This window comes from Ruegeria sp. HKCCD7255, from assembly GCF_013031565.1.
Classification (GTDB): domain Bacteria; phylum Pseudomonadota; class Alphaproteobacteria; order Rhodobacterales; family Rhodobacteraceae; genus Ruegeria.
Genome location: NZ_WQAG01000010.1, coordinates 52,768 through 78,952, shown reverse-complemented (window position 1 = coordinate 78,952; position 26,185 = coordinate 52,768). Strand labels below are relative to the sequence as shown.

General features: G+C 58.9%; 25 protein-coding genes and 1 tRNA gene. 17 read left to right on the top strand and 9 right to left on the bottom strand.

Going from position 1 to position 26,185, the window contains the following annotated elements:
• Positions 1-6 precede the first annotated feature (6 nt).
• The 4 genes from GOX45_RS16825 to GOX45_RS16810 all read left to right on the top strand — a co-directional run bounded on the left by GOX45_RS16825 (position 7) and on the right by GOX45_RS16810 (position 1,847).
• Entirely contained in the window at positions 7-933 is a 927-nt protein-coding gene (locus tag GOX45_RS16825) for a hypothetical protein (RefSeq protein ID WP_171102323.1), read from the top strand.
• Positions 934-1,044: 111 nt separating this feature from the next.
• Positions 1,045-1,130, top strand: a tRNA-Leu gene (locus GOX45_RS16820).
• 119 nt (positions 1,131-1,249) lie between these two features.
• Entirely contained in the window at positions 1,250-1,630 is a 381-nt protein-coding gene (locus tag GOX45_RS16815; RefSeq protein WP_171102322.1) for a rhodanese-like domain-containing protein, read from the top strand.
• 64 nt (positions 1,631-1,694) lie between these two features.
• Positions 1,695-1,847, top strand: a complete 153-nt coding sequence (locus GOX45_RS16810; protein WP_371808988.1) for a hypothetical protein — start codon at positions 1,695-1,697, stop codon at positions 1,845-1,847.
• Positions 1,848-1,900: 53 nt separating this feature from the next.
• On the opposite strand, the gene GOX45_RS16805 is transcribed toward GOX45_RS16810, so the two are convergent.
• Positions 1,901-2,659, bottom strand: a complete 759-nt coding sequence (locus GOX45_RS16805) for an alpha/beta fold hydrolase (RefSeq protein ID WP_171102321.1) — start codon at positions 2,657-2,659, stop codon at positions 1,901-1,903.
• 89 nt (positions 2,660-2,748) lie between these two features.
• On the opposite strand from GOX45_RS16805, the gene GOX45_RS16800 reads away from it, so the two are divergent.
• The 4 genes from GOX45_RS16800 to GOX45_RS16785 all read left to right on the top strand — a co-directional run bounded on the left by GOX45_RS16800 (position 2,749) and on the right by GOX45_RS16785 (position 4,865).
• Positions 2,749-3,123, top strand: coding sequence for a hypothetical protein (locus GOX45_RS16800; RefSeq protein WP_171102320.1), 375 nt, complete (start codon positions 2,749-2,751; stop codon positions 3,121-3,123).
• A gap of 58 nt (positions 3,124-3,181) precedes the next feature.
• Positions 3,182-3,772, top strand: a complete 591-nt coding sequence (locus GOX45_RS16795; protein WP_171102319.1) for a TetR/AcrR family transcriptional regulator — start codon at positions 3,182-3,184, stop codon at positions 3,770-3,772.
• An 87-nt stretch (positions 3,773-3,859) separates the two neighbouring features.
• A complete protein-coding gene (locus GOX45_RS16790; protein WP_171102318.1) occupies positions 3,860-4,543 on the top strand; it encodes a PspA/IM30 family protein in 684 nt (227 codons plus the stop codon).
• Positions 4,544-4,580: 37 nt separating this feature from the next.
• Positions 4,581-4,865 (top strand): hypothetical protein, encoded by a 285-nt coding sequence (locus tag GOX45_RS16785; RefSeq protein WP_171102317.1) that lies wholly within the window; start codon positions 4,581-4,583, stop codon positions 4,863-4,865.
• Positions 4,866-4,992: 127 nt separating this feature from the next.
• On the opposite strand, the gene glyA is transcribed toward GOX45_RS16785, so the two are convergent.
• Positions 4,993-6,288: a serine hydroxymethyltransferase gene (glyA, locus tag GOX45_RS16780; protein ID WP_171102316.1), complete on the bottom strand. Its 1,296-nt coding sequence runs from the start codon at positions 6,286-6,288 to the stop codon at positions 4,993-4,995.
• A gap of 170 nt (positions 6,289-6,458) precedes the next feature.
• Here glyA and GOX45_RS16775 point away from each other — a divergent pair, with 170 nt between their 5' ends.
• Positions 6,459-7,220 carry an NAD kinase gene (locus tag GOX45_RS16775; RefSeq protein ID WP_171102315.1) on the top strand — a complete coding sequence of 254 codons (762 nt, stop codon included), beginning with the start codon at positions 6,459-6,461 and terminating at the stop codon, positions 7,218-7,220.
• 259 nt (positions 7,221-7,479) lie between these two features.
• Here GOX45_RS16775 and GOX45_RS16770 read toward each other — a convergent pair whose 3' ends face one another.
• The 3 genes from GOX45_RS16770 to GOX45_RS16760 form a co-directional block, all read right to left on the bottom strand.
• Positions 7,480-8,916 (bottom strand): amidase family protein, encoded by a 1,437-nt coding sequence (locus GOX45_RS16770; RefSeq protein WP_171102314.1) that lies wholly within the window; start codon positions 8,914-8,916, stop codon positions 7,480-7,482.
• Between the two features lie 83 nt (positions 8,917-8,999).
• Positions 9,000-10,889, bottom strand: a complete 1,890-nt coding sequence (prpE, locus tag GOX45_RS16765) for a propionate-CoA ligase PrpE (protein ID WP_171102408.1) — start codon at positions 10,887-10,889, stop codon at positions 9,000-9,002.
• 245 nt (positions 10,890-11,134) lie between these two features.
• Complete coding sequence (locus tag GOX45_RS16760; protein WP_171102313.1) at positions 11,135-13,408, bottom strand: NADP-dependent malic enzyme; 2,274 nt, start codon at positions 13,406-13,408, stop codon at positions 11,135-11,137.
• 184 nt (positions 13,409-13,592) lie between these two features.
• Here GOX45_RS16760 and GOX45_RS16755 point away from each other — a divergent pair, with 184 nt between their 5' ends.
• From GOX45_RS16755 to upp, 7 genes are all read left to right on the top strand, one after another.
• Positions 13,593-14,297 (top strand): hypothetical protein, encoded by a 705-nt coding sequence (locus GOX45_RS16755; RefSeq protein WP_171102312.1) that lies wholly within the window; start codon positions 13,593-13,595, stop codon positions 14,295-14,297.
• Entirely contained in the window at positions 14,260-15,369 is a 1,110-nt protein-coding gene (locus GOX45_RS16750; protein WP_171102311.1) for a cupin domain-containing protein, read from the top strand. The genes GOX45_RS16755 and GOX45_RS16750 overlap by 38 nt, the downstream gene beginning before the upstream one ends.
• A 99-nt stretch (positions 15,370-15,468) precedes the next feature.
• Positions 15,469-15,861, top strand: a complete 393-nt coding sequence (locus GOX45_RS16745) for a cytidine deaminase (RefSeq protein WP_171102310.1) — start codon at positions 15,469-15,471, stop codon at positions 15,859-15,861.
• 4 nt (positions 15,862-15,865) lie between these two features.
• Positions 15,866-17,173 (top strand): thymidine phosphorylase, encoded by a 1,308-nt coding sequence (locus GOX45_RS16740; protein WP_171102407.1) that lies wholly within the window; start codon positions 15,866-15,868, stop codon positions 17,171-17,173.
• Positions 17,170-18,381 (top strand): phosphopentomutase, encoded by a 1,212-nt coding sequence (locus GOX45_RS16735; RefSeq protein WP_171102309.1) that lies wholly within the window; start codon positions 17,170-17,172, stop codon positions 18,379-18,381. The genes GOX45_RS16740 and GOX45_RS16735 overlap by 4 nt, the downstream gene beginning before the upstream one ends.
• The gene (locus GOX45_RS16730; protein ID WP_171102308.1) at positions 18,378-19,364 is read left to right on the top strand and encodes an adenosine deaminase; all 987 of its coding nucleotides are present in this window, start codon (positions 18,378-18,380) and stop codon (positions 19,362-19,364) included. The genes GOX45_RS16735 and GOX45_RS16730 overlap by 4 nt, the downstream gene beginning before the upstream one ends.
• A complete protein-coding gene (gene upp / locus GOX45_RS16725; RefSeq protein WP_171102307.1) occupies positions 19,361-19,993 on the top strand; it encodes a uracil phosphoribosyltransferase in 633 nt (210 codons plus the stop codon). The genes GOX45_RS16730 and upp overlap by 4 nt, the downstream gene beginning before the upstream one ends.
• Before the next feature lie 6 nt (positions 19,994-19,999).
• Here upp and GOX45_RS16720 read toward each other — a convergent pair whose 3' ends face one another.
• Complete coding sequence (locus GOX45_RS16720; RefSeq protein ID WP_171102306.1) at positions 20,000-21,013, bottom strand: hypothetical protein; 1,014 nt, start codon at positions 21,011-21,013, stop codon at positions 20,000-20,002.
• Positions 21,014-21,451: 438 nt separating this feature from the next.
• Between GOX45_RS16720 and GOX45_RS16715 the strand changes: the two genes are divergently transcribed.
• The gene (locus GOX45_RS16715; protein WP_171102305.1) at positions 21,452-22,228 is read left to right on the top strand and encodes a Hint domain-containing protein; all 777 of its coding nucleotides are present in this window, start codon (positions 21,452-21,454) and stop codon (positions 22,226-22,228) included.
• A 60-nt stretch (positions 22,229-22,288) separates the two neighbouring features.
• Here the strand turns inward: GOX45_RS16715 and GOX45_RS16710 are convergent, their stop codons facing one another.
• The 3 genes from GOX45_RS16710 to GOX45_RS16700 are packed head-to-tail and all read right to left on the bottom strand — an operon-like array spanning position 22,289 to position 26,182.
• The gene (locus GOX45_RS16710) at positions 22,289-24,490 is read right to left on the bottom strand and encodes a 3-hydroxyacyl-CoA dehydrogenase NAD-binding domain-containing protein (RefSeq protein WP_171102304.1); all 2,202 of its coding nucleotides are present in this window, start codon (positions 24,488-24,490) and stop codon (positions 22,289-22,291) included.
• Positions 24,483-24,971 (bottom strand): cupin domain-containing protein, encoded by a 489-nt coding sequence (locus tag GOX45_RS16705; protein ID WP_171102303.1) that lies wholly within the window; start codon positions 24,969-24,971, stop codon positions 24,483-24,485. Before GOX45_RS16705 ends, GOX45_RS16710 begins: the two co-directional genes overlap by 8 nt.
• The gene (locus GOX45_RS16700; RefSeq protein WP_171102302.1) at positions 24,971-26,182 is read right to left on the bottom strand and encodes an acetyl-CoA C-acetyltransferase; all 1,212 of its coding nucleotides are present in this window, start codon (positions 26,180-26,182) and stop codon (positions 24,971-24,973) included. Before GOX45_RS16700 ends, GOX45_RS16705 begins: the two co-directional genes overlap by 1 nt.
• Positions 26,183-26,185: the final 3 nt, after the last annotated feature.

Sequence of the window (26,185 nt, the reverse complement as noted above, 5' to 3'; positions counted from 1 at the left end):
ACTGATTTGAACCCGCTCCATCTGGCAGCCCGCCATGGTCCCTATGTGTTGATCGCAGGGCTGGTGGCGGGTCTTTTGCTGCCCGGGCTGGCCGAACCGATGCGCCCCTTGTTGCCGCCGCTTGTCGTGATGTTGCTTTTCATCACTGTGCTGCGGATGGACCCAGCAACACTTGTGGGAAGCCTCAGGGATCTGGGGCAGGGGATCGGCGTTGTCATCCTGTTCCAGGTGCTGCTGCCCATGGTCGTACTAGCCGTCGGATTCGCCGGGGGCTGGATCGGTGCACCGTTGCTGTTGTCGGTATTGATCATGATGTCGGCACCATCCATTTCCGGCAGCCCCAACATGTGCCTGATGATGGGCTATCCGCCTGAATACGCGATGCGTTTGATGATTTTGGGTACCGCGCTTCTGCCGCTGACGGCGCTGCCGGTGTTTCTTTTGATGCCTGAGCTGGGCGATTTTTCCACCGTTCTGACCGCCACGACCCGACTTTTCCTGACCATCGTCGCCGCTGCGGGGGCGGCGCTTGTGTTGCGCATGACCCTGCTGCGGCGCTTGTCCAGCGAGATGTCTCTTTCAATTGAAGGGCTTGCCAATATTACCCTGGCCGTCTTCGTCATCGGCCTGATGCCGTCGGTCAGCGCCACAGCACTCACAAACCCGGCGGCGGCGGCGTTCTGGATCGCTTTTGCCTGCCTGATCAACTTCGGTGCGCAGCTTTTGGCGTTCAAATTGACCCGCAAGACTCTGCCCGGCGAGAAATCCACAGCAATTTCGGTGATCGCAGGAAACCGCAACATCGCGATTTTCTTTGTCGCCCTGCCGCCCGAGGTGACGGCCCCAATCATGGCTTTCATCGGCGCCTACCAGATACCGATGTATCTGACGCCTTTGGTGATGGGTCGGCTTTATCGCAAAGGGCAAGCTTAGGGGCAGACATGCTTCGGTTTCCAGGGTTTTCCAACTGTGGACCCAAGGAATGGATTGTCTTCACCTGCTCAGAGGGTTAGGGAGTCCGAACCGGCCCTTTTTCGGCGCTGTGCGGGCGTGATGGAATGGTAGACATATCAGACTTAAAATCTGAAGGGCGTATGCCCGTGTGGGTTCGAGTCCCACCGCCCGCACCAGAAACTTTCCTCTGCCAATTGGAAAACGGCAGGAAAGCTAGGAATTCGCACAACAAGCGGGTTATCATACATTCTGCATTCCCTATATAAGGGTCGGAACACTCAGGCCGGAGGATGAGATGCCGTTGACAGTCAAAGACATGATGGAAGCCGCAAACGCGATTGTAGAGCGTATTGATACCGCGCGCGCACAGGCGTTGATGGGGCAAGGGGCTCTGCTTTTGGATGTGCGCGACGGGGCCGAACTGGAGCGCACCGGCCGCGCTGAGGGGGCACATCATATTCCACGCGGGATGCTTGAGTTTCGCGCTGATGACGCGGTTCCATCGCATGACCCGGAGCTGCGCAAAGATCGCGCCATCGTGCTACATTGCGCCTCGGGCGGTCGTGCAGCTTTGGCCGGGAAGCTGCTGAAAGATATGGGGTATCCCGAGGTCTATAATCTGGGCGGCCTGTCTGACTGGATCAATGGTGGTGGCGCTGTGGTGGGCCCGGAATAGGTCTGATCTTGACGCAGATCAGGGAAGTCTTTGCACAGGAGCGATATGGGAATTGGGACTCCAAGTGGAAGGTTCGCAGCCCATGTTTCGACTGGCCTCTGTGCTGTATTCTTTGATCGCAACCGCTTTCGCCGGAAGCGCCGTGATCGCTGTGCTGTCGGCGGGCTTTGTCACCACGGTCGCTATCATATCCGCTGCTCTGGTCGGGGTCTGTTAGCGCTGCCCGCAGCTTGGTTCGTGGCCAGGCGGCTTTATACGTCGCAAGCCTGATCAGGCGTTCAGAAAAGCCCGGACTGCGGCCTCGAACTCTCGTGGTTTTTCGGCGTGCAACCAATGCCCGGCACCGGGGATCTTGGCAAATTTTGCACCGGGGAACAGGGTGCGGATCGTGTCGCGATGTTGCGGCAGAACATAGTCCGATGCGCCACCCGACAAGAACAGGGCCGGACCTGGCCAGTTGGATGTGTAGGTTGGAAATCCCATGATGTCAGGCATCGCGTCGGCGAGCCCGTCGAGGTTCAGCAGCCACCGTTTCTCTTTCACATCCAGTGATTGCGTGAAAAAGCTCTGCAAAGCTTTCTCGACCCCCAGATCGGCCAGTTGCTGTTCCGCGTCCGAGCGCCGCTCGACTCGGGACAGGTCAACCGCACGCATGGCCTCGATAAACTGGATCTGGCTGTGCGTGTACCGCACCGGGGCGATATCCGCGACCACCAATTTGCGCAGTAGATTCCCATATTCCAGCGCCACAGCCATCGCCGCTTTCCCGCCCATCGAATGCCCCAGCAGGTCAACCGGCGCGCCCAGGTCGTTGATGACCTCGGCCAGATCACGCGCCAGATCTGGATAGCCGTGATGGGGATCCCATTTGCTGTGTGCGTGGTTGCGCATATCAACAGCCACAACTTGGCGTTCATCCGACAACCGGCGGGCAATGACGCCCCAGTTCCGCGCCGACCCGTACAGGCCATGGGCAATCACAAGGGTGGGGCGGTCGGTGGGGGTACCGTGGACAATGGTGTTCAGCATATCCCGGGTGATACCTTTCGCCGCCGGAAACAGCCACCCCCATTGTCGCCAGCAAACGCACCGGTTAGGGTGCCGCCGCAGGAGGGGCCATGCCGCAGAATACCGATGTTCAGAGCCAGATCGCCGAGACAATTGAACTGTTGCGCGGCAAGCTGGGCGTGCGCGACAAAACCCTTGCCGCGTCGGTCAAACGCGCCAAACGTCGGCTGCCGCGCAGGGTCTATAAAGAGGCGATGGTACTGGCCCAGGCCGAACCTCTGGCGGATCACCCCAGGCTGCGACTGGTGCTGGATACAAAGCGGCTGGCTCGCGCCGCGGATGAGGTACAATCCCATCTGCGCGCCATAGATTTGGCCGATCGCCGATGGGGGTGGTTTCTTGGGCTCTTGGGCTCGTTGTCCTTCAACCTGATCGCCCTGACTGTTCTGGCCCTGATCGTTCTGTACTGGCGCGGCTTGATCTGAATAGGTCTTTTGGCTTATCCGCAAGGGGATGAACGCAGTTCACCTTTTTGGGGATACGATGACCACAAAAACTCAGATCCGGCGCCAACAATTGCGCGAAAAGCTGGTTGAAGCGGCCGAGATTCGGATCGCCCGGGATGGTTTGTCGGAACTGCGGGCGCGTGATTTGGCCAAGGATGCTGGCTGCGCTGTGGGCGCAATCTACAATGCTTATGAAGACCTGACGGCGATTGCCATGGCGGTCAATGGGCGCACATTCCTGCGTCTGGAACAGGCGGTAGGCGCATCCTTCGACGGCACGGAATCCCCGGTTGAGCGGTTGATCGTCATGAGCACGGCTTATCTGCATTTCGCCAATGCGCACACAAACCTGTGGCGGGCCTTGTTTGACCTGCAAATGGCCGATGATAGCAATGTTCCCGATTGGTATCGCGAAGCACTCAAAGGCCTCTTTGCCTATATCGCTGAACCGGCGCGTGAACTGTTTCCCGATCTCGACCGGGCCGAGATGGATCTGATGACCCGCGCGCTGTTCTCGTCGGTCCATGGCATCGTCACGCTGGGTCTCGAAAACCGCATATCCGGTGTGCCTCCGGAACAGATCGAGCGCATGATCGCTCAGGTTCTCTCACGAATTGGAAACAAATAGTTTCCTGAACGTCGTTCAAAAAATATTGAACGACGTTCAGGATCTTGCTATATCCGTTCGGTGAACAACGTTCATACGGAGGATCACATGTTTGGAACGTTAAAGACCTTGATCAGTGGAGCCAATGCGCGGGCCGAAGAGCAATTGCGCGATGCCTACTCGATCGAGTTGATTGACCAGAAAATTCGCGAAGCAGAGCAAAATCTGAAAGCAGCCAAATTGACCTTGGCCAGCCTGATTCAGCGTCAGCGCGGCGAGACCCGCCAGATCGAAACGCTGCAAACCCGGATTGACGAGTTGATGGAACGGGCAGGGGCTGCCTTGGCCGATGGTCGTCAGGACATGGCGGAGACGGCGGCGCAAGCGGTGGCGGATCTTGAAAACGAATTGGTGCTCCGGCGTCAGACAGTTGATCGGCTGGACGGGCGCATTCTGCAACTGCGCCAATCTGTACAAGCCGCAAACCGTCGGATTCTGGATCTGAAGCAAGGCGCTATTTCCGCCCGTGCGGTGCGTCGTGAACAGAGTTTGCAAAAGCGCCTGAACCGGCATCTGGGTGGCGACAGCCCGATTGAGGAAGCCGAGGCGCTAATCACTCGCGTGATGAACAAGGATGATCCGTTCGAGCAGTCCGAAATCCTGCAAGACATCGACCGGGGGCTGGATCACCGTGACATCGGGCAACGGATGGAAGAGGCGGGCTATGGCCCCAAAACCCGCAGCACCGCTGCGGATGTGCTCAGCCGTCTCAAAGCATCGCCGAAAAGCTGACTTTTTGACCAACACATAGAAAACTCGGAGACTTGAAATGACCAATCGTAACGAAAACAACCTGATCCTGATGCTGAACGGTGCCGGCGTGGCCTTGGCCTATCTGTTGCTTGCAATCTCGCTGTACCTGTCAACCGACGTGCCGCTTTCGACCAAAGGCTATTGGGGCATGGGCGTCGTGCTGCTGACCCTCAGCCTGATCAACGTGGTGAAATACCGCTTCGACAGCCGCTCTGCCGAAGATCGCATCAACCGGATCGAAGAGGCGCGCAACGAAAAGTTGCTTGAGGATGCTCTGAAGGAAACAGACGCCGAGATCTGATCGCAGCCGCGCCACGCTGCAGGGCGTGGCGCTTGGCCCAACGCTTTCAGCGCATCTTTGATGCGCGCAAAAGGGGCGGGAGCCTTGTGGACAAGAACGGCGCCGAATTCGCGCCGTTCTTTACCGTTTACAGGTTTGGGTAGATCGGGAAGCGGGCGCAAAGCTCTGCAACTTTGGCCTTCACTTCTGCTTCGACCGCGCCGTTGCCTTCTTCACCGTTGGCAGCCAGCCCGTCGACCACTTCGATGATCCAGTCGGCGATCTGGCGGAACTCGATCTCGCCAAAGCCGCGGGTGGTGCCAGCGGGCGAGCCCAGACGAATGCCCGAAGTGACGGTTGGCTTTTCCGGGTCAAACGGCACACCGTTCTTGTTGCAGGTGATATGCGCCCGGCCCAGCGCCTTCTCGGTCGCGTTGCCCTTGACGCCTTTGGGGCGCAGATCAACCAGCACCACATGGGTATCGGTTCCGTGCGTCACCGTGTCCAGACCGCCTTTGATCAACTGATCCGACAGCGCTTGCGCGTTGGCGACAACCTGCTGGATATAGGTCTTGAATTCGGGCCGCAGCGCCTCCCCAAAGGCAACAGCCTTGCCCGCAATCACATGCATCAGCGGCCCGCCCTGAATACCTGGGAAAATCGCCGAGTTCACTTTCTTGGCGATGTCGGCATCATTGGTCAGGATCATGCCGCCGCGCGGACCGCGCAGGGTTTTATGGGTGGTGGTGGTGGCCACATGGGCATGCGGGAAGGGGCTGGGATGCTCGCCTGCCGCGACGAGACCGGCGAAATGGGCCATGTCCACATGCAGATAGGCACCGACCATATCGGCGATCTCGCGCATACGGGCAAAGTCGATCTGACGCGGAATGGCCGAGCCACCCGCAATGATCAGCTTGGGCTGATGCTCTTTCGCCAGCTCTTCGACCTGATCATAGTCCAGCATGTTGTCCTGCTGGCGCACACCATATTGCACAGCGTTGAACCATTTGCCCGACTGGTTGGGACGTGCACCATGGGTCAGGTGACCACCGGCGTCCAGGCTCATGCCCAGAATGGTATCACCGGGCTGAATCAGTGCTTGAAACACACCCTGGTTGGCCTGTGAGCCCGAGTTCGGCTGCACATTGGCAAACTCGCAGCCAAACAACTGCTTGGCGCGATCAATGGCCAGGTTCTCGGCGACATCCACAAACTGGCACCCGCCATAATAGCGACGACCGGGATAGCCTTCGGCATATTTGTTGGTCATCACCGAGCCCTGTGCCTCCATAACGGCGGCAGAGACTATGTTTTCGGACGCAATCAATTCGATCTCGTCGCGCTGGCGGCCAAGTTCGGATGTGATCGAGCCAAAGATCTCGGGGTCACGGTCGGCAAGAGACTGGGTAAAGAAACCGGTGTCACGAAGGTTGGCGTTCATAAGGGCTCCACATGGCTGAGGTGAGTCTTTGGCGGATTTCCTATAGGAAACAGTCCGGGGGAAAAAGCCTGTAAAGCGACTTATTGGCCTGTGAGGGCGTCAATGCTGGCCTAATGCGGAAAGGTGTGTTTGTTTCGGAACCAAATGTGCAGCACTGGAAACCACCCAAGATGACCAAACGAATCGCTTTTCTGGCCAGTGACATCGATGTCGCCCAATCCGCGCGCGAAGTGCTGGTCAAACGCCACGGGAACGCAGCGCCCCGCGATGCGGATGTGGTGGTCGCACTGGGTGGCGACGGTTTCATGCTCAGGACGCTGCACAGCACCCAGCATCTGGATGTACCCGTCTATGGGATGAACCGCGGCACAATCGGATTTCTGATGAACGAGTATGCGGAAACTGACCTGATGGCCCGGCTTGCCGAGGCCGAGGAAGAGGTCATCAACCCGTTGCATATGAAGGCGATGGACCAATCCGGCCAACTGCGTGAGGCTTTGGCGATCAACGAGGTCTCGTTGCTGCGGGCAGGGCCGCAGGCCGCGCGCTTGAAGATCACCGTGGACGGGCGCGAGCGTCTGCCCGAGTTGGTTTGTGATGGTGCGCTGTTGTCAACGCCCGCAGGCTCGACCGCCTATAACTATTCCGCCCACGGGCCAATTCTGCCCATTGGCTCTGACGTATTGGCGCTGACAGCTATCGCGGCCTTCCGCCCGCGTCGGTGGCGCGGTGCTTTGCTGCCAAACACCGCCAAAGTACGGTTCGACGTCCTGGATGCCGCCAAGCGCCCGGTGATGGCAGATGCCGATTCGAACTCATGCCCCGATATCGATTGGGTTGAGATCCGGTCTGAGCCTTCGATCCGGCATCGAATCCTGTTTGATCCCGGTCATGGGCTGGAAGAGCGTCTAATCTCGGAACAATTCACCTGATTTTTCAGACATCTGGCGATTTCATTTTTCTTATGTGAACCAGTTCACATTCAGCGATTTCACCTTTTGGTAGTGTGAACTTGCCCGGAGAAAACGCCAAGGTGGAAGTGAGTGGCCATCTAACGGTGTAAAGATCCTTAGCGCAGTTTTAGCGCGGGCTTGTGTGGGTGGTGCCACGCTTGTCTTTTGATCTCTGGGTTTATTTTAGAAAGTGGACCCCGGGCACAATAACCCGGGGTCAATTTCGTTTGGGGTGAACTCAGCCTGTCTCTAGCTTTTCCCAGAGGATCGGAGCCATTTGCCCAACACGGTCTTCGATGGCTTGGGCTGCATCCACCGCAAGGTCTTCGCGCCACCGCCGGGCGGCGATCTGAACATTAATCGGCTGTGGCCCCTTGGGCAGCATCGCCAGCCGCGACGGAACGCTGGCGGCGGGCAATCCCAGAAAGTTCATCGAGTAGGAATAGACCGCGCAGCCCAGAACCTCATGCACGCCTTCGGCACCTTCTGTGTCTCGGTCGGGGCCAAAGAAGGGTTGTGGCAGGAACGGGGACAGGACCAGCGGGTAGTCTTGAAGAAACAGGGACCATTCCCGCGCGTAGTGGGATCTTTTCGCCATCATTTGCAACAGCTCGGTCTCTATAATCGGCGGAAACTCCTGAAAGTAGACGTCAAAGATGTCGCGAATAGTCTGCGACCCAGCCGCCTGAATGTCGGATTTCAGCAGAGACAGAACCTCGCCCATCAAGGCGCGATACCCAGCACGCCCACATTCGAACACATCTGGCGGCTCAACCTCGTGCACGTCATATCCCGCGTCCACCAAGGCATCGCGCGCAGTATCCAGAGCCTTGTCGACCTCATCATGCAGAGCATAGCCAAAGGTGTTCTTGGTGAACGCAACCTTGATGGGGCCATCCATCGCCTCACCGCGCCAGGGCAGGGGTACGTGAAACGGGTCGCGCGGGTCGGCTGCGATCAGGCTGGGCATGGACAGGTGCAAATCGGCGGCAGAGCGTGTCAGCAGGCCCTGGACGGACATGGACTGCGCCAGCATCCCGCGTTCTACCGTTTGACTGGGGTTCCAGGCAGGCACACGACCCAGGCCGGGCTTGACCGTCACCGCACCGTTGGCCGCCGCCGGAAACCGCAGGCTGCCGCCTATGTCATTGCCGTGGGCCAGGGCACCGACCCCGGCCATGACCGCAGCTCCGGCGCCGCCAGAGGATCCGCCGGGTGAGATATGTTTGCCCCAAGGGTTATGCGTGCGCCCGTGCAGCGGGTTGTCGGTGTCGGCACGGAAAGAAAACTCGGGCGTATTGGTCCGTCCGATCACAATCGCGCCTGCCTTTTGCAAATTGCTGACGACCGGAGCGTCATCGGGTGCGATCACATCCTTCAGAGCAACAACCCCGTTCGAGGTGGCATGCCCTTTTTGGTCGACATTGATCTTTATGGTCACCGGCACACCATGCAGCGGACCAACCGGCGCGCCCGCGTCGCGGGCTCGGTCAAGGTCGCGGGCGCGTTGCAGGGCTTCGACGCCCAGGTCCTCGACCACGGCATTTAGCGTCGGATTGACCTGCTGCATCCGGTCCAGCGCGCTTTGAACGGCGTCCTCGGCGCGGATATCACCGCGCGTCGTTTGCGCTGCCAATTCGGTGGCGCTCAAACGCCAGAGTTCGGTTTTTGTCATGGGCCCTCGCTGTCTGTGCTCGACAGTAAGGGCCGCTTAAACACTTGCAAGCAAAACAGCGCGCGACGTCGCCGACACGGCGGTTATTTGGCATAGCCGATGGTTTTCAATGCGTCCGTGATCTCGTCCAGGATGGCCGGATCGTCGATGGTCGCGGGCATCTTATAGTCCTGCCCATCCGCAATCGACACCATCGTTCCACGCAGGATCTTGCCTGAACGTGTCTTGGGCAATCGCGCCACAACCACGGCCTTTTTAAAGGCCGCCACCGGTCCGATCTTGTCCCGTACCATGGTGACCACCTCTTGCACCACGTCATCGTGACCGCGATCCGAGCCAGTATTCAGGCACAGAAAGCCAACCGGCATCTGGCCCTTCAACTGGTCCGACACCCCGATCACGGCGCATTCGGCCACATCCGGGTGGGCGGCCAGAACTTCCTCCATGCCACCCGTGGACAGGCGATGGCCCGCCACGTTGATCACGTCATCCGTGCGCGCCATGATATAAAGGTATCCGTCCTCGTCGATCATGCCCGCGTCACCGGTTTCGTAATAGCCGGGGAAATGATCCAGGTATGAGGTCTTGAACCGCGCCTCGGCATTCCAAAGCGTCGGCAATGTACCGGGGGGCAGGGGCAGCTTGACAGCAATTGCGCCCAACTCTCGGGCTTTCATCGGGTGTCCGCCTTCGTCGAGGATTTGCACATCATAGCCCGGCATCGGTTTGGCGGGCGAGCCCAGTTTGATCGGCAATTCCTCGATCCCCAGCGGGTTGCCTGCAATGGCCCAGCCGGTTTCGGTTTGCCACCAATGGTCGATCACCGGCACGTTCAGCGCATCCTGCGCCCAGGTGATCGTGTCGGGATCTGCGCGTTCTCCGGCAAGAAACAGGGCGCGCAGGTTCGACAGGTCGTAATTGGCCATCAGCTCACCCTTGGGGTCTTCGCGTTTGACGGCGCGGATTGCGGTGGGTGCGGTGAAGAAGCTTTTGACCTTATGCTCTGAGATCACGCGCCAGAACGTGCCCGCATCCGGTGTGCCGACCGGTTTGCCTTCGAACACGATGGTGGTGTTGCCGTGGATAAGCGGTGCGTAGCAGATATAGGAATGTCCGACGACCCAGCCCACATCTGAGGCAGCCCAGAACACATCGCCGGGATCGACATCATAGAGGTTTTTCATCGTCCAGTTCAGCGCCACCAGATGGCCTGCGGTTGGGCGCACAACGCCTTTCGGCGCGCCCGTCGTTCCAGACGTATAGAGGATATAGGCCGGGTCATTGCCGTCGACCGGCACGCATTCGGCGGGTTCAACACCATATTGAAACCCGTGCCAATTGACATCGCGCCCCTCGATCAGTTCGGCCACTTCCTGTTCGCGTTGAAAGATGACGCAGAAATCGGGTTTGTGGTCGGCCAGCTCAATCGCGCCGTCCAGCAGGGGTTTGTAATGTACCACACGACCGGGTTCCAGCCCGCAAGAGGCTGCGATGATTGCCTTGGGTTTGGCATCATCGATGCGCACTGCCAATTCGTTGCTGGCAAAGCCGCCGAACACCACCGAGTGCACAGCACCCAGGCGGGCACAGGCCAGCATCGCCTCAAGCGCTTCGGGGATCATCGGCATGTAGATGATGACCCGGTCCCCTTTCTCGACCCCTTTGGCCCGGAGCGCGCCAGCAAGATTGGCGACGCGGTTGCGCAGCTCGACATAGGAGATTTCGCGCTTGGTCTGGGTGATTGGGCTGTCGTAGATGATGGCGGTTTGTTCACCCCGACCATTTTCGACATGACGGTCCACCGCGTTCCAGCAGGTGTTCACCCGCGCGTCGCTGAACCATTCGTAGAGAGGGGCGTTCTCCGCAAACAAGGCCTTGCTCGGAGGGCGGACCCAATCGATCCCCTTGGCGGCATCCATCCAGAACCCCTCGGGGTCGCTTTTCCAGCTGTCATATACCTCCTGATAGGCCACGGCGTCCTCCTCTCCATAAACCTGTGATACCGTGTTACGGATCAGCATTGCATCGAACAAGCGGCTCGAATAACGGCGCGGCAGTTTATCGCAAAAAATTTGCAGATGCCGCTAAAATCACCTGCAAATTTTTGCAAACCCAAGAATATGCAAGCCGATTTTCACATGATCTTCCGAGTATTGCAAAACTGCAAATTTCGATCTGCAAACGGTTTGCGCTATCAGAATCAGACTTGGATAAATGCCTACCCGTAGTGGTCCACTGGCGTTCCCGCGATGGCCGCCATGTTCAACAATCCGCGTGCGGTGATCGAAGGTGTTACGATATGGGCCTTGTTCCCCATGCCCATCAGGATCGGTCCAACCTCAAGCCCGTTGGCCTTCATCTTCAGGATATTGCGCACACCACTGGCGGCGTCCGCATGGGCGAAGATCAACACATTTGCGGGCCCTTCAAGACGCGAATTTGGGAAAATCCGTGCACGCAGTTCCGGGTCAAGGGCCACATCCAGGTTCATTTCGCCCTCGTACGTGAAGTCCCTTGGTTCCGAATCCAGGATCTTAAGCGCGGCCCGCAACCGCTTGCCCGAGCCTTCGGCCTGATTGCCGAATTGCGATTGCGAGCAAAAAGCGATCTTGGGTTCCAGCCCGAACCGTCGCACGTGGCGGGCTGCGCCGATTGTGGTCTCGGCCAGTTCCTCGGGCGAGGGCAACTGCCGCACGTGCGTGTCCGCGATGAAGAGAGGGCCATCTTCGAGGATCATCAACGACAGCGCGCCGTGGGGCCGCAGATCACCTTCGTCCAGAACCTGTTCAACATAGTCCAGATGCCAGCGGTATTCGCCAAAGGTGCCGCAGATCAGGCTGTCAGCCTCGCCGCGATGCACCATGATGGCGCCGATGGCGGTTGTATTCGTACGCATGATGGCCTTGGCCAAATCCGGAGTGACACCCCGGCGCTGCATGATCTGGTGGTAGGAGTTCCAGTAATCATAATAACGCGGGTCATTTTCCGGGTTAACGATCTGAAAGTCCTGACCGGGCCTGACCGTCAGGCCCAACCGTTCACACCGCGCGTCGATTACATCAGGGCGGCCGATCAGAATGGGCGTTTCGGTCGTTTCTTCCAAAATCGCCTGAGCGGCGCGCAGAACGCGTTCGTCCTCGCCCTCGGCAAAGACAATCCGGCGCGAGGCATTGGCGGCAGCCTCAAACACAGGGCGCATCAGTAGGGCGGACTTGAATACCGTCTGGTTCAGCTTTTCTTTGTAAGCCTCAAGGTCGTCAATCGGGCGCTTGGCCACTCCGCTTTCCATCGCGGCTTTGGCCACCGAGGATGACACAACGCCAACAAGGCGCGGATCAAAGGGCTTGGGAATCAGATAGTCGGGGCCAAAGGTCAGCTGCTCACCCTTATAGGCAGCAGCGGCTTCGGCGCTGGTTGTTGCGCGTGCCATTTCGGCGATGCCATCAACGCAGGCGATCTCCATCGCGTCATTGATCTCGGTCGCGCCCACATCCAATGCCCCGCGAAAGATGAACGGAAAGCACAGCACGTTGTTGACCTGATTGGGAAAATCGCTGCGCCCGGTGGCGATGATCGCGTCGGGTGCGACTGCGCGGGCGTCTTCCGGCAGGATCTCTGGCGTCGGGTTGGCTAGTGCAAAAATGATCGGTCGCGCCGCCATTTTCTGCACCATCTCGGGCTTCAGCACATTTGGCCCGCTCAGCCCCAAAAACAGATCGGCCTCGCCAATCACATCGTCCAGCGTGCGCAGGTCGGATGTCTGCGCGAACTGGTCCTTGTGCGGGTTCATGTCCTCAGCGCGGCCTTCATAGACCAGACCGTGGATGTCACAGAGCCAGATATTCTCGCGCTTTACCCCCAGCTTGACCAGCATGTTCAAGCAGGCGATCCCCGCCGCGCCACCACCGGTCGAGACAACCTTGATATCCTCAAACGCCTTGCCTGCCACATGCAGCGCGTTTTTGGCCGCAGCCCCCACTACGATGGCGGTGCCGTGCTGATCGTCGTGAAACACAGGGATGTTCATCCGTTCGCGGCAGAGTTTTTCCACGATAAAACAATCTGGTGCCTTGATGTCTTCAAGGTTGACGGCGCCGAAAGTCGGCTCCAGCGCGCAGACGATATCGGCCAGTTTTTCCGGGTCGGGCTGATCGACTTCTATGTCAAAACAGTCAATGCCTGCGAATTTCTTGAACAGGACGGCCTTGCCTTCCATCACTGGCTTTGAGGCCAGCGCACCGATATTGCCCAGACCCAGAACCGCCGTGCCGTTCGAAACCACGGCCACAAGGTTGCCGCGCGCGGTGTAAAGCTCGGCGTTCGAGGCGTCGGCTTTAATCTCAAGGCTGGCTTCGGCCACACCCGGAGAATAAGCGCGCGCAAGGTCGCGCCCATTGGCCATTGGTTTCGTGGCGCGAATTTCAAGCTTACCGGGTTTTGGATGAGCGTGATAATCAAGTGCGGCCTGCCGCAGGTTTGACGTGTCCGACATAGGCGATTCAGCTCCCTCTCCAAAACTGGTTTAGGGGTAATCCTTTTTTTCGGCTTTGGCCATGACGTTACGTTCCGCATGAATAGCGGCCCGTCGGTTTGGAATCTTGCATTGAATATTTTCACAAAACTTTTACATTCTCGCGATCTTCGACCATGAAAATCGAGCAGCAAGTCTACAAAAGATGAGTCAGCAAGAAGAAAACCCGGACAAGACAGTCGCTTGGCCCGATGCCGTCGAAAGTCCAAAAAACCACTTGTGGTATTGGGTTGCGCTGATTGTTGCTGTTGCTTTGTTGGCCATCGAAGTTCTTTGGCCGATGCGCATCGTTCCGCTCAGCCAGGAAGGCGGATTGCTCGAAACGATTTCGGCTGCTGCGTTGTTTACAGCCGGTATCGTCGCGTTGGTGCGGTATCCGGGCCTCAAGCGTCTCTATCTGGGTTTGGTCTGTTTCTTATTGGCCGAGCGCGAGCTAGAAGCCGATGTCTACGCGCCCGACAGCATGCCGTTTGCGATTTTGAGCGGATTGGACTGGGCGCTTGACCTGACCGTCGTGCGCGTCGTCTTGCTGCTCGTTGTGCTCTATGGTCTGATTTTGCACGGTGTTCCGACCGCTTGGAAAGCGATCAAAGCAAGGGCGCCTTTTCTGATCGTGTTTGTATTGGCAGGGCTGATGGCCGTGATCGCGCAGGTTCTGGAAGAAATCAGTGGCGCATATGGCGCGTCTCTGTCTGTAACAGCGATGACCCGTCTGTTTGTTCTGGAAGAAACGCTTGAGATGTTCTTTTCGATTGGCCTTTTGGCTTCGGTTCTGATCGGATGGCCGAAACGTCAAACCGAAGAGACTTTGAATGACACGCCCCTCCCAACAGGCCGAAACACGCGCTGAAATTCGTTTGCCCACGCAAGAACTGCGGGACGACATTCCATTCTATACCAAGGCTCTGGGTCTGCGCATGGATATGATCTATCCGGCGGACGATCCTCAGGTCGCGGTCTTTTCGGGCCACGGGTTGCGCATTCGGATCGAAAAGGATGCGCCCGAAAGCCCCGGCACGCTGCGCATCCTGACCGATGATCCTCAAGGCTTTGCTGATGGTCAGCGCGTTCTGGTGGCCCCCAACGGCACACGGATCGAGATCGATGAGTTGAACCCGCCCATGGTCATGCCCGAAACGGTACATTCTTTTGTGGTGCGCAGGCTGAAAGATCAGGCGCCCTGGATTATCGGACGAGCAGGGATGCATTACCGCGATCTCGTGCCCGACCGGTTGGGCGGCTCGATCATTGCCAGCCATATCCGCATCCCGGACGGTGGCCCGGTGCCGGATATGGTGCATTTCCTCAAGGTGGGCTTTCAGCTCATCTTTTGCATCCATGGCTGGGTCGACGTGGTCTATGAGGATCAGGGCGACAAGATGCGTCTGACCGCAGGGGATTGCTTTATCCAACCGCCCGAGATCCGGCACCGCGTGCTGGAAGCCTCGGACAATGTGCAAGTGATCGAAATAGGGGTTCCTGCCGAACATGTCACCGAGATTGATCACGACATGACCTTGCCAACGCCGCATCTGCGGCCCGACCGGGAATGGCAGGGGCAGAAATTTGTGTTCAATCAGGCCGAAGGTGCCGAGTGGGGTCCGTTTCGTCTGCCGGGTTACATCTGCCGCGACACCACGATTGCGGAGAACACCAAAGGCGTGGCCGGGGTTCAGGTAGTACGCAAAGGGCAGGGGCAGCCGCAATGGGCGACCCATGACACCGATATCCACTTTTCCTTTGTGATGAGCGGTCAGGTCACATTGGAAGGTGAGGGATGGGAGCCGTTCCGGCTGGAACAAGGGGATGCCTTTGTCATCCCACCGGCCTTGCGCACCCGTCTTACGGATGCCACAGAGGATCTTGAACTGCTTGAGGTTACTTTGCCGGGTACTTTCAATACGGTGTTGGACGGGGGCTGAGTTTGGACCAAAAAAGCCGCAAACGGGGCTTCAATTCCCCGCGCGCTTTCCAGTAGGGTGGGTCATTCTGACCAGATGATCAAAATTTAAGGAATCGCTATGTCGCTGAAAGACGCTGCCTTGGCCGTGCGGGAGAACGCCTATGCCCCTTATTCGAACTTCAGGGTGGGCGCGGCGGTGCGGTCAGACACGGGTGCGATCTATGCCGGATGCAACGTAGAAAACGTGGCCTATCCCGAAGGCACCTGCGCCGAGGCCGGGGCCATCGCGGCCATGGTTGCTGCGGGTGAGCAGACCTTGACCGAAGTCTATGTGGTGGCCTCAAGCCCTGAACCCGTGCCGCCCTGCGGTGGGTGCCGTCAGAAACTGGCGGAATTTGGTGCGCGTGACGTCAAGGTCACGCTGGCCACCGCCACTGGGGTTGAGATGGAAACCACAATTGGTCAATTGCTGCCGGGGGCCTTTGATGCCTCGCATATGGAGGACGTCTGATCCGATGGATGCCCGTTCGATCATTGCAAGGCTGCGGCGGGAAGAGGTGCCCACAGGCGATGAACTGAAATGGTTTGCCCAAGGCCTGGCGGATGGCAGTGTCAGCGACGCGCAGGCCGGAGCTTTTGCCATGGCGGTGTGCATGGGTGGGCTGGGCCCGCAGGGCCGCGCGGATCTGACCATCGCCATGCGCGACAGCGGCGAGGTGTTGCAGTGGGATTTTGACGGTCCGGTCATCGACAAACACTCGACCGGTGGCGTTGGCGACAGTGTAAGCCTTGTGCTTGCGCCAGCTCTGGCCGAGATGGGAGCCTATGTCCCCATGATCTCGGGCCGGGGGCTTGGGCATACTGGGGGGACGCTCGATAAGCTTGAGGCGATCCCGGGCGTCGCCACGCTGATCGGCCAGACGCGGCTGAGGCAGGTGCTGACCGAAACCGGCGCTGCGATCGTTGGTGCCACAGGTCAAATCGCCCCGGCGGACAAGCGCCTCTATGCTATCCGTGACGTGACAGCGACTGTGGAAAGCCTGGATCTGATCACCGCCTCGATCCTGTCGAAAAAGCTGGCTGCCAGCCCGGATGCCCTGGTGCTGGATGTGAAAGTTGGCAGTGGCGCCTTCATGAAAACCCTTGATGATGCACGCAAGCTGGCAATAGCGCTGACCGAAACCGCCAATGCGGCGGGTTGCAAGACCTCTGCGATCATCAGCGATATGAACCAACCTCTGATCCCGGCGCTGGGCAATGCGCTTGAAGTGGCAGAGGTGATGAAGGTTCTCACCAGCGGTCAGCCTTCACCTCTGGCCGAGATATCGGCTGAGTTGGGCGGCGTTCTGCTAGCCGATGCCGGGATGTGCGACAGCGCTCGGGCTGGACGAGACAAACTGACCGAGGTGATCCGCGACGGGCGCGCTGCCGAGCGCTTTGGCCGGATGATGGCAGCCGTTGGTGGCCCTGTGCATTTTGTAGACAATTGGGCGCGGTTCCTGCCCGAGGCGAATGTGATCCAGGAGGTGAAGGCCCCCCGAGCAGGTTACATCACGGCCAAAGATGGTGAGGCGTTGGGGCTTGCGGTAGTCGCGTTGGGTGGTGGGCGACAGGTGGAAAGCGATGAGATTGATCCGGCGGTCGGTCTGTCAGGGCTGCTGCGCCTGGGCGACCGGGTGACCAAAGGCGCTCCGCTGGCTGTTATCCACGCAGCCCGCGAGGATGCGGCACAGGCTGCGTCTCAGGCGGTGTTGAACGCAATCACCCTCAGCGACGCGCCGGTAGAGGTGCCACCTCTGGTCCACGAAAGGCTCACCGCATGAGCCGGGCCTTTCTGGTGGTCATGGACTCGGTCGGAATCGGTGGCGCGCCTGACGCGGATCGGTTCTTTAATGGCACGATCCCCGATAGTGGCGCCAATACCCTGGCTCATATCGCACAGGCTTGTGCTGAGGGACGGGCCGAAGAGGGGCGGTCAGGGCCCTTGCACCTGCCGCATTTGGATGCGCTGGGATTGGGCGCGGCGACCCGGCTTGCGTCCGGTGATCCGACCCCAGGGCTGACGGCCCAGCCAACAGGGCTGTGGGGCTGCGCGCGTGAGCATTCGCCGGGCAAAGACACCCCCTCAGGCCATTGGGAACTGGCGGGCCTGCCGGTGCCATGGGACTGGCACTATTTTCCGAATACAACACCCAGCTTTCCCAAGGATCTGACCCGCGCGGCGGCCGCGGCAGCGGGCACCGATGGGATCCTGGGAAACTGCCATGCGTCGGGCACGGCCATCATTGCCGAACTGGGGGCCGAGCATATGCAAACGGGCTGGCCGATTTGCTATACTTCAGCCGACAGCGTCTTCCAGATCGCCGCACATGAAGAGAGCTTTGGCCTCGACCGGTTGCTTGAGATGTGCCGCACGCTCGCCCCGCGTTTGCATGAGATGAAAGTGGGTCGTGTCATAGCGCGACCCTTTGTCGGTACGCCCGAGGACGGGTTCACGCGCACAACCAACCGCAAGGATATCGCGATTCTACCGCCCGCGCCGGTGCTTACCAACTGGGTACAAGACGCAGGTCGCAGGGTTCATGCGGTGGGCAAGATCGGCGACATCTTTTCGATGCAAGGCATCGACACGCTGCGCAAAGGCTCGGATGCGGATTTGATGAACCACCTGTCGGACCTTGTGGACAGCGCCGAAGAGGGCAGTCTGAGTTTTGCAAATTTTGTCGAGTTTGACAGCCTCTATGGCCACCGGCGCGACATCAGCGGCTATGCGCGTGCGCTGGAGTGGTTTGACGCGGGGATCGGCGCGTTGTTAGCACGGTTGAAGCCCGGTGATCTTATGGTGCTTTCGGCCGATCATGGCAATGATCCCAGTTGGGTGGGCACTGACCACACGCGCGAACAAGTGCCTGTGCTGGTGGCCGGGAAGGGCAAAGGCCAAATCGGTCAGGTCAATTTTGCCGATGTCGCCGCCAGTATCGCCCATCATCTGAATATCCCGGTGCAAGGGCCCGGGCGGAGTTTTCTATGAGCGTCGCAGACCTTCCCAAAATCGAACTTCATCTGCATCACGAAGGCGCGGCCCCGCCCGCCTTTATCCGCCAATTGGCACATGAAAAGCGCATCGACCTCAGCGGGTTATTCAAACCCGATGGCCGCTATGACTTTCGGGATTTCGCCCATTTTCTCAGCGTTTACGAGGCCGCCTGTGAGGTTTTGAAATCGCCCGAAGATTTCCGTCGCTTGACGCTGGCTATTCTGGAGGAAAGCGCCGCCAATGGGGTGGTTTACTCTGAAACCTTCCTCAGCCCCGATTTTTGCGGCGGTGGCGATCTGCAGGCCTGGTGCGACTATCTGGCCGCCATTCAGGACGCGGCGGTTGAGGCAGAACGCAAATTCGACATCACCCTGCGCGGTGTCATTACCTGTGTGCGTCATTTCGGGCCCGAGAAAGCCAAGGCCAGCGCCCGTTGCGCGGCTGAGACCGCAGGCGACTGGATCACCGGCTTTGGCATGGGCGGAAACGAAAGCGTCGGCGCGCAGGGGGATTTCAAATGGGCCTTTGATTGTGCCCGCGAGGCAGGGCTGCGCCTGACCACCCATGCCGGAGAGTTCGGCGGGCCCGAAAGCGTGCGCGATGCGATCCGCGATCTGGGTGTTGAGCGGGTGGGGCACGGTGTACGTGCCATCGAAGACCCCGATCTGATCCGCGAGATCGTGGATCGGGATGTGACGCTTGAGGTCTGCCCGGGCTCAAACGTCGTTCTGGGGCTTTATCCTGAATTTGCCGCCCATCCCATCGCGCGGTTGCGCGAGGCGGGCGTCAAGGTCACGGTTTCGACCGATGATCCTCCCTTTTTCCATACCACAATGCGGCGTGAATATGAGATGCTGGCCCAGGCCTTTGGCTGGGGTGCCGAGGATTTCGCGGCCCTCAATGATACCGCATTGAACGCGGCCTTTTGCGATGAAGAGACCCGCGCGCGGGTCAAGACAAGACTGGAGACACCATGAGCGAACACCTGACCGTCGTAGATCACCCGCTGGTGCAGCACAAACTGACGCTCATGCGGGACAAGGGCACCTCGACCGCCGTGTTCCGGCAGTTGCTGCGCGAGATCACATTGTTGCTGGCCTATGAGGTCACGCGCGAGATGCCGATCACCACGCGCCATATCGAAACCCCGATGGAAGAGATGGACGCGCCTATTCTGGCGGGGAAAAAGCTGGCGCTGGTCTCGATCCTGCGCGCGGGCAACGGCATGTTGGACGGTGTGCTGGAACTGGTCCCCTCGGCGCGGGTCGGCTTTGTCGGGCTTTACCGCGATGAGGAAACACTCAAGCCGGTCCAGTACTATTTCAAGGCCCCCGAAGGGCTGAAAGACCGGTTGGTGATCGCGGTGGATCCTATGTTGGCCACTGGCAACAGCTCGGCTGCCGCGATTGATCTGCTGAAAGAGGCCGGTGCCACGGATATCCGGTTCCTGTGCCTGCTGGCCGCTCCGGAAGGTGTGGAGCGTATGAAAGAGGCGCATCCTGACGTGAAGATCGTCACGGCGTCGCTGGATCGCGAGCTGAACTCGAAAGGCTATATCATGCCGGGGCTTGGCGACGCTGGTGACCGGATGTTCGGCACCAAGTAAGCGCGCTCAACCGCCGCAGATATTCTGAAGCTGGACCCAATCGCGGTCCGGCAGCACCTGTTCCTGAGCGCGACCTGCCATCGGGTCGGCTTCAATCAATCCCAGAACCGTCTCGCCCGTGATATCCTTGGCATAGGCATAAGGGGTCGAGGGCAGGGCGGATCGTGCAAAGACGTCAAGCAGATCGTCATCGTCAAGACGGGGCTTGGGCTCGGTTAGCAATTGTTCGGTATAGTCGTCAATGATCTCGGGCGTCAGCTCTCCGGTGGTCAGCAACCGGAACGCCGCGGTTGTGCCGGTGCGGTCCAGCAGATCGTCCAGCGGGTCTTTCAACTCGGCCCGTGCGCGGGCGGCGATCACATAACCTGCGGCAACCGCCGGGTCTTCGTGGTCTTCGACCAGCGCACGGTTCAACAATACGGTGCCTCCGGGCAGGCTCTGGCTGTCAGGCACACCCGCAGGAAGGACCACGATCTGTCGCACGCCGGTCCGCCGGGCCAGAGTGTCCAACGAGGTCTGCACATCCGCCGAGCCGCAAGCCTGACCTGACACCCGCTCGATCCGGTTCAGGATTGCGGTTCCGATCTCTTCACGCTTGATCTCGGGCAGGACTTGCACAACATGGCGCTGCAATGCACCGGGCAACCACAAAAGCAAAACACCCACGACAGCCAGCACAACCCCGACCACACTGATCCAGCGCAACCGTCCGGGGTGGGGCCGTGTCCGCTCGATCGCGCGCTGCAACCGATCAATGGCATCCAGCATGGTGGTTTCGGTTTCTGCAAGCTCGAGCGTTTCGCCAGGATCGCCATCGGGGTTGAAGATGGCGGGAAACTCGCCTGGGTTTTGGCGTTCAAGTGCCGCAAGCGACCAATGGGTCAGCGCACTATCGTTGAAATCCGAAACAGTAAGCGTAGCTTCGCCAATTGAAATGACCACCTCGCGCCGCTGAGCGTCGGGCGACGGGCGCCACAGACCGGTGGCCTCGATCCGCTGGTACTGTTTTAGGGCTGTCATTTGGACATGCTGCTCGGATTATTATTCTAAATTCATAACATGGTGTAATCAAAAGGCGCAAACCTGTTGCGACCGGAACTGCCGCTGAAAACGCACAAATCAAACATCTGAGTGATTGCCAATACCGGCACCACCTGAGTTTTGGGGCAAGGGTGCGATCGATCCCGCTTTTCCGGCGGCGCCTACCCCCGGCCTGTGCGAAAATCGCCAGGAGATTCGGGTATTGTTTTGATCGCAAAGGCGAACTTTCGTTTCCGATCAAAATCGCAATTCGCCAGGATCAGCCTTTTTGTTTCGGATTTAGCGTGCAAATAGGCCCGATTAACCCTGATTAAGGCGCAAATGTGTCCCAAATCTGACCCCTGCTAAAAATTAGTGCTACCTATAAACTGTGTTTGTTTAAGGGTGCCGAGTGGGGGTTGGCACAGGTGTAGGGTAATGAGTGTAGTAGAGTATTCGAACAAACAGGGGCATGTTGCCCCAACGTCGTCGGGTGCCTTGGTTTCTGCGCGCAGAGGGGGTTTTGTGCATGGAACCAAGGTGGCCACGACAAGCGGTTGGAAACCGGTAGAGCGTCTTGTTCCGGGGGACAGGGTTCGGACGTTGGATAATGGTTTCAAGGAAGTGCGACGCATTTCCACTGATACCGTTGCGATCCCTGAGCATGAGCAAAACCCTGACAACCTGCCCATACTGGTGCCGTCGCGTGCTGCGTATAACGGGCGGCCGGTCTGGCTCATGCCGGAACAGGGTATGGCGCTGGACCACAGCAAGATCGATCCGACGACGGCTGGTTCAACCGTTGTGGCCGCGCGATTGTTAAAGGATATCGGTCCCTTGCGCGCAGGCGTTCCAGCGGCAACCTTCGATGTCTGCACGCTGTTTTTCGACGAAGATCAGGTCATCTTTATCGAAGGCGGGCTGCAAGCCTACTGCGCCGCCAGTCGATTTGGGCAACGGTCGATGAACGCGTCCACGTCGTACCACGTCACAGATGAACACGGCGCTGCGGATCTGCTGCGCTACGTGGCAGCACGCGGAAGTCTAACCGTGTTGTCCAATCCGCTAGGCGCATTGCCCGCACCCATTCCCAACGAACCGATTTTTCCTGTGCGTCCGGCGAAGTCCCGTCGGCGACCGGGAAGACCCGGTAGACCGGGATTGCCTACACTGTTCCTGCGCTCCGAATGGATGATGATCGCTCATCACCCATAAGGAAGATACGCTGAACGGTGGGAAAGCTGGCGCATGAGGGGTATGCGCCAGCTTTTTTTGTCAGGCAGCTTTCGCGTCGGGGGCGAAGCGGCCATAGAAGCTTTGACCTTTCTGCGCCATTTCGCGCAGCAGAGGCGGGCAGGCGAAGCGATCACCATAGGCCTTTGCCAGCTGGTCGCAGCGTTCAGCGGCATAAGGCGTGCCGATGATGTCCAGCCAGCTGAGCGGGCCACCCGACCATGGTGCAAAGCCCCAGCCCAGAATGGCACCCACATCGCCTTCGCGGATGTCTTCCAACACGCCTTCTTCCAATGCGCGGACCGCTTCCAGTACCTGAGCGAACATCAGGCGTTCCTGAACTTCGATCAGATCAGGCTGATCTTCGGTGTGCGGATACTTGTCTTGCAGACCTTTCCAGTACTCGGTGCGTTTGCCCTTTTCGTCATAGTCGAAGAAGCCCGCGTTTGCCTTGCGGCCCAAACGGCCCTCGGCCTCCATCCAGAAGATCAGATCATCTGCCGGGCTGTCTGGATAAGCATCGCCCATCGCGGCCTTTGTGGCGCGGGCAATCTTTGCGCCCAGATCAATCGAGGTCTCGTCGTTCAACTGGATCGGTCCCACGGGGAAGCCCAGTTGACGCGCGGCGTTGTCGATCAGCACCGGGCTCACGCCTTCTGTGATCATCCGCAGACCTTCGTTGATATAGGGGATGATGCAACGGTTGGCATAGAAGAACCGCGCATCATTCACCACGATCGGCGTCTTGCGGATCTGGCGCACATAGTCCAGCGCCTTGGCAACCGCACGATCACCGGTGTCTTTGCCTTTGATGATCTCGACCAGGAACATCTTTTCAACCGGAGAGAAGAAGTGGATGCCGATGAACTGTTCGGGCCGTACGCTGGCCTTGGCCAGATCAGTGATCGGCAGGGTCGAGGTGTTTGACGCAAAGATGCAATCCTCGGGAATGATTGCCTCGACCTTCTGGGTCATCTCGGCCTTGACGCCAGGGTCTTCGAATACGGCCTCAATGATCAGATCACAGCCTTTGAGGTGATCCAAATCAGGGGTCGCGGTGATACGGCCCAGCATTGCCTCTTTCTTTTCTGCCGTGACTTTGCCGCGCTTGATCCCTTTGTCCAGATAGGTCTCGGTATAAGCCTTGCCTTTGTCAGCGGCTTCCTGATCGCGGTCGATCAGCACAACCTCCATACCCGCTTGGGCCGAGACCAAAGCGATACCTGCACCCATCATGCCCGCACCCAGAACCCCGATCTTCTTCACGCGCTGATCAGGTACGTCCTTGGGCCTTACCGCGCCTTTTTCCAGCGCTTCCTTATTCAGGAACAGCGACCGGATCATTGCGCCCGAAGACGGGTTCATCAGGACGGATGTGAACCACCGCGCCTCGATCTTCAGCGCGGTGTCGAAATCAACCAGCGCGCCCTCATAGACGGCACTCAACAGCGCTTTGGCTGCCGGGAAAGCGCCTTGGGTCTTGCCGTTGACCATCGCCGAGGCTCCGACGAAATTCATGAAACCCGCCGGATGATAGGGCGCACCGCCTGGCATCTTATAGCCCTTGGCGTCCCATGGTTTGACAAGATCCGCATCCTTGGCGTTCAGCACCCATTCCTTGGCTGCGGCCATCGGATCTTCGGCGATTTCGTCGACATAGCCTGCGCCCTTGGCCTTCTTGACGTCCAGCATCTTGCCTTCCAGCAACAGAGGAGCCGCCGCGATCGCGCCAACCTTGCGGACCATCCGGGTTGTGCCACCCGCGCCAGGGAAGATACCGACCATGATCTCGGGCAGGCCGAATTTCGCCTTGGGATTGTCCGCCGCAAAAATCCGGTGCGTGGACAAGGGCAGTTCCATCCCGATCCCAGCTGCGGTGCCGGGCAGCACCGTCGCAATCGGCTTGCCACCCTTCTTGGATTTGGGGTCCATACCTGCCAACTCGATCCTGCGCAGCAGGGCGTGCATTTTCATCGTGCCTTCAAACAGGCCCTTGGCCGGGTTGTCACCTGCCTGTTCCTTCATCACGGCCAGCAGGTTCAGATCCATGCCGCCTGCAAAAGAACCGTCCTTGCCCGAGGTGATGATGATGCCTTTGACATCATCATCTGCCAGTGCGTGGTCGATGCAGTCGCTCAGCTGCGCGAGCCCGTCAAAGGACATGACATTCATGCTTTTCCCGAGCACGTCCCAGGTGATCGTGGCGACGCCGTCCGCGTCTTTGGTCAGAGTGAAATCAGTCATTGTCATCTCCAATCTGGTCAGGTGTCAGCGGGCTGCCATCTTTACGTGTGAAAGAGAAACCGTTCTCATCATCCTTCACCATCATGTCCAGGTCGCTGTAAAAGGCGGTTTCTGTCGGGGTCCGAGTGCCTACCACCAGAAAACTCGCAGGCGCGTCGGTTTTGTTCACAAGGTGATGGCCATTGGCCTCACCGGCAGGCCAGGTCGCGCAATCGCCGGGCAACATCTCATGCTCGCCGTTATCGTCGATCAAAACGCACCTGCCGCTGAGAATGATGGCGAACTCATCCTGCTCCATGTGGTAGTGGCGTAGCGAGGACAAACCGCCCGGTTCAAGCCGCACGATGTTGACCCCGAATTGAGTCAGCCCGCCTGCATCCCCCAGCGCCTGGCCAGAGCGGCCCGAGACTGCATCGGCCAGTTTCCCGGGATAGGATGTGCGGCTTTGGAACGGGATTTTCGAAAGATCCAGTTTGGGCATCAGACACGCTCGATAATGGTTGCGGCGCCCATGCCGGACGCGATGCAGAGCGTGGCCAGGCCGGTTTCCTTGTCCTGACGTTCCAACTCATCCAGCAGTGTGCCGATGATCATCGCGCCAGTTGCACCCAGCGGATGCCCCATCGCAATCGAACCACCATTGACGTTCACCAATGCCGGATCGACGTCAAATGCCTGCTGGAACCGCAACACGACCGAGGCGAAGGCTTCATTCACTTCAAACAGATCCAGATCGCTGATCTTCATGCCATTATCGGCCAGAATCTTCTCGGTCACTGGAACCGGGCCGGTCAGCATGATGGTGGGATCAGTGCCGATCTTGGCGGTTGCCTTGATGCGCGCACGTGGCTTGAGGCCGTATTTTTCACCAAATTCCTTATTGCCGATCAGAACCGCCGCAGCACCGTCAACAATGCCCGAGCTATTGCCCGCGTGGTGGATATGGTTGATCCGCTCAAGATGCGGATATTTCAGCATGGCCACCTTGTCGAAACCGGGCATCTGCTCACCCATCATCTGAAAAGACGGGTTCAGAGCGCCAAGTGTCTGCATATCGGTGCCGGGGCGCATATATTCATCGCGGTCCAGAATGGTCAGGCCGTTCTGGTCGGTGACGGAAATGACCGACTTTTCAAAGCGATTGTCTTCCCAAGCGGCTGCCGCGCGTCTTTGTGACTCGACCGCCAGGGCATCAGCGTCATCGCGGCTGAAGCCGTATTCGGTGGCGATGATATCGGCCGAAATGCCCTGCGGGACAAAATAGGTCTCCATCGCCAAAGAGGGATCAACGGCGATTGCGGCACCATCGCTGCCCATTTTGACGCGACCCATCATCTCGACACCACCGGCGATGTAAGCGTCGCCCGCGCCACCTTTGACCTGGTTTGCAGCCAGGTTCACGGCTTCCATTCCGCTGGCGCAAAAGCGGTTGATCGCCAGACCGGGGATCGATTGGTCCAGATCAGAGGCCAACACGGCGGATCGCGCCAGACAGCCGCCTTGCTCCATCACCTGCGTGACATTGCCCCAGATCACGTCTTCAACGGCATGACCTTCAAGATTGTTGCGCTCTTTCATCGCGTTCAGCGTCAGGGCGGACAGACGCACCGAGGTCACCTCGTGCAGGCTGCCATCTTTGCGGCCCTTTCCGCGCGGGGTACGCAGGGCGTCATAGATATAAGCTTCGGTCATAGG

Excerpts from the sequence above, each read along its gene's own strand:
- GOX45_RS16815 (WP_171102322.1), top strand. The coding sequence starts at position 1,250 with ATGCCGTTGACAGTCAAAGACATGATGGAAGCCGCAAACGCGATTGTA.
- GOX45_RS16805 (WP_171102321.1), bottom strand. The coding sequence starts at position 2,659 with ATGCTGAACACCATTGTCCACGGTACCCCCACCGACCGCCCCACCCTT.
- GOX45_RS16800 (WP_171102320.1), top strand. The coding sequence starts at position 2,749 with ATGCCGCAGAATACCGATGTTCAGAGCCAGATCGCCGAGACAATTGAA.
- GOX45_RS16795 (WP_171102319.1), top strand. The coding sequence starts at position 3,182 with ATGACCACAAAAACTCAGATCCGGCGCCAACAATTGCGCGAAAAGCTG.
- GOX45_RS16790 (WP_171102318.1), top strand. The coding sequence starts at position 3,860 with ATGTTTGGAACGTTAAAGACCTTGATCAGTGGAGCCAATGCGCGGGCC.
- GOX45_RS16785 (WP_171102317.1), top strand. The coding sequence starts at position 4,581 with ATGACCAATCGTAACGAAAACAACCTGATCCTGATGCTGAACGGTGCC.
- glyA (WP_171102316.1), bottom strand. The coding sequence starts at position 6,288 with ATGAACGCCAACCTTCGTGACACCGGTTTCTTTACCCAGTCTCTTGCC.
- GOX45_RS16775 (WP_171102315.1), top strand. The coding sequence starts at position 6,459 with ATGACCAAACGAATCGCTTTTCTGGCCAGTGACATCGATGTCGCCCAA.
- GOX45_RS16770 (WP_171102314.1), bottom strand. The coding sequence starts at position 8,916 with ATGACAAAAACCGAACTCTGGCGTTTGAGCGCCACCGAATTGGCAGCG.
- GOX45_RS16760 (WP_171102313.1), bottom strand. The coding sequence starts at position 13,408 with ATGTCGGACACGTCAAACCTGCGGCAGGCCGCACTTGATTATCACGCT.
- GOX45_RS16755 (WP_171102312.1), top strand. The coding sequence starts at position 13,593 with ATGAGTCAGCAAGAAGAAAACCCGGACAAGACAGTCGCTTGGCCCGAT.
- GOX45_RS16750 (WP_171102311.1), top strand. The coding sequence starts at position 14,260 with ATGACACGCCCCTCCCAACAGGCCGAAACACGCGCTGAAATTCGTTTG.
- GOX45_RS16745 (WP_171102310.1), top strand. The coding sequence starts at position 15,469 with ATGTCGCTGAAAGACGCTGCCTTGGCCGTGCGGGAGAACGCCTATGCC.
- GOX45_RS16740 (WP_171102407.1), top strand. The coding sequence starts at position 15,866 with ATGGATGCCCGTTCGATCATTGCAAGGCTGCGGCGGGAAGAGGTGCCC.
- GOX45_RS16735 (WP_171102309.1), top strand. The coding sequence starts at position 17,170 with ATGAGCCGGGCCTTTCTGGTGGTCATGGACTCGGTCGGAATCGGTGGC.
- GOX45_RS16730 (WP_171102308.1), top strand. The coding sequence starts at position 18,378 with ATGAGCGTCGCAGACCTTCCCAAAATCGAACTTCATCTGCATCACGAA.
- upp (WP_171102307.1), top strand. The coding sequence starts at position 19,361 with ATGAGCGAACACCTGACCGTCGTAGATCACCCGCTGGTGCAGCACAAA.
- GOX45_RS16720 (WP_171102306.1), bottom strand. The coding sequence starts at position 21,013 with ATGACAGCCCTAAAACAGTACCAGCGGATCGAGGCCACCGGTCTGTGG.
- GOX45_RS16715 (WP_171102305.1), top strand. The coding sequence starts at position 21,452 with ATGAGTGTAGTAGAGTATTCGAACAAACAGGGGCATGTTGCCCCAACG.
- GOX45_RS16710 (WP_171102304.1), bottom strand. The coding sequence starts at position 24,490 with ATGACTGATTTCACTCTGACCAAAGACGCGGACGGCGTCGCCACGATC.
- GOX45_RS16705 (WP_171102303.1), bottom strand. The coding sequence starts at position 24,971 with ATGCCCAAACTGGATCTTTCGAAAATCCCGTTCCAAAGCCGCACATCC.
- GOX45_RS16700 (WP_171102302.1), bottom strand. The coding sequence starts at position 26,182 with ATGACCGAAGCTTATATCTATGACGCCCTGCGTACCCCGCGCGGAAAG.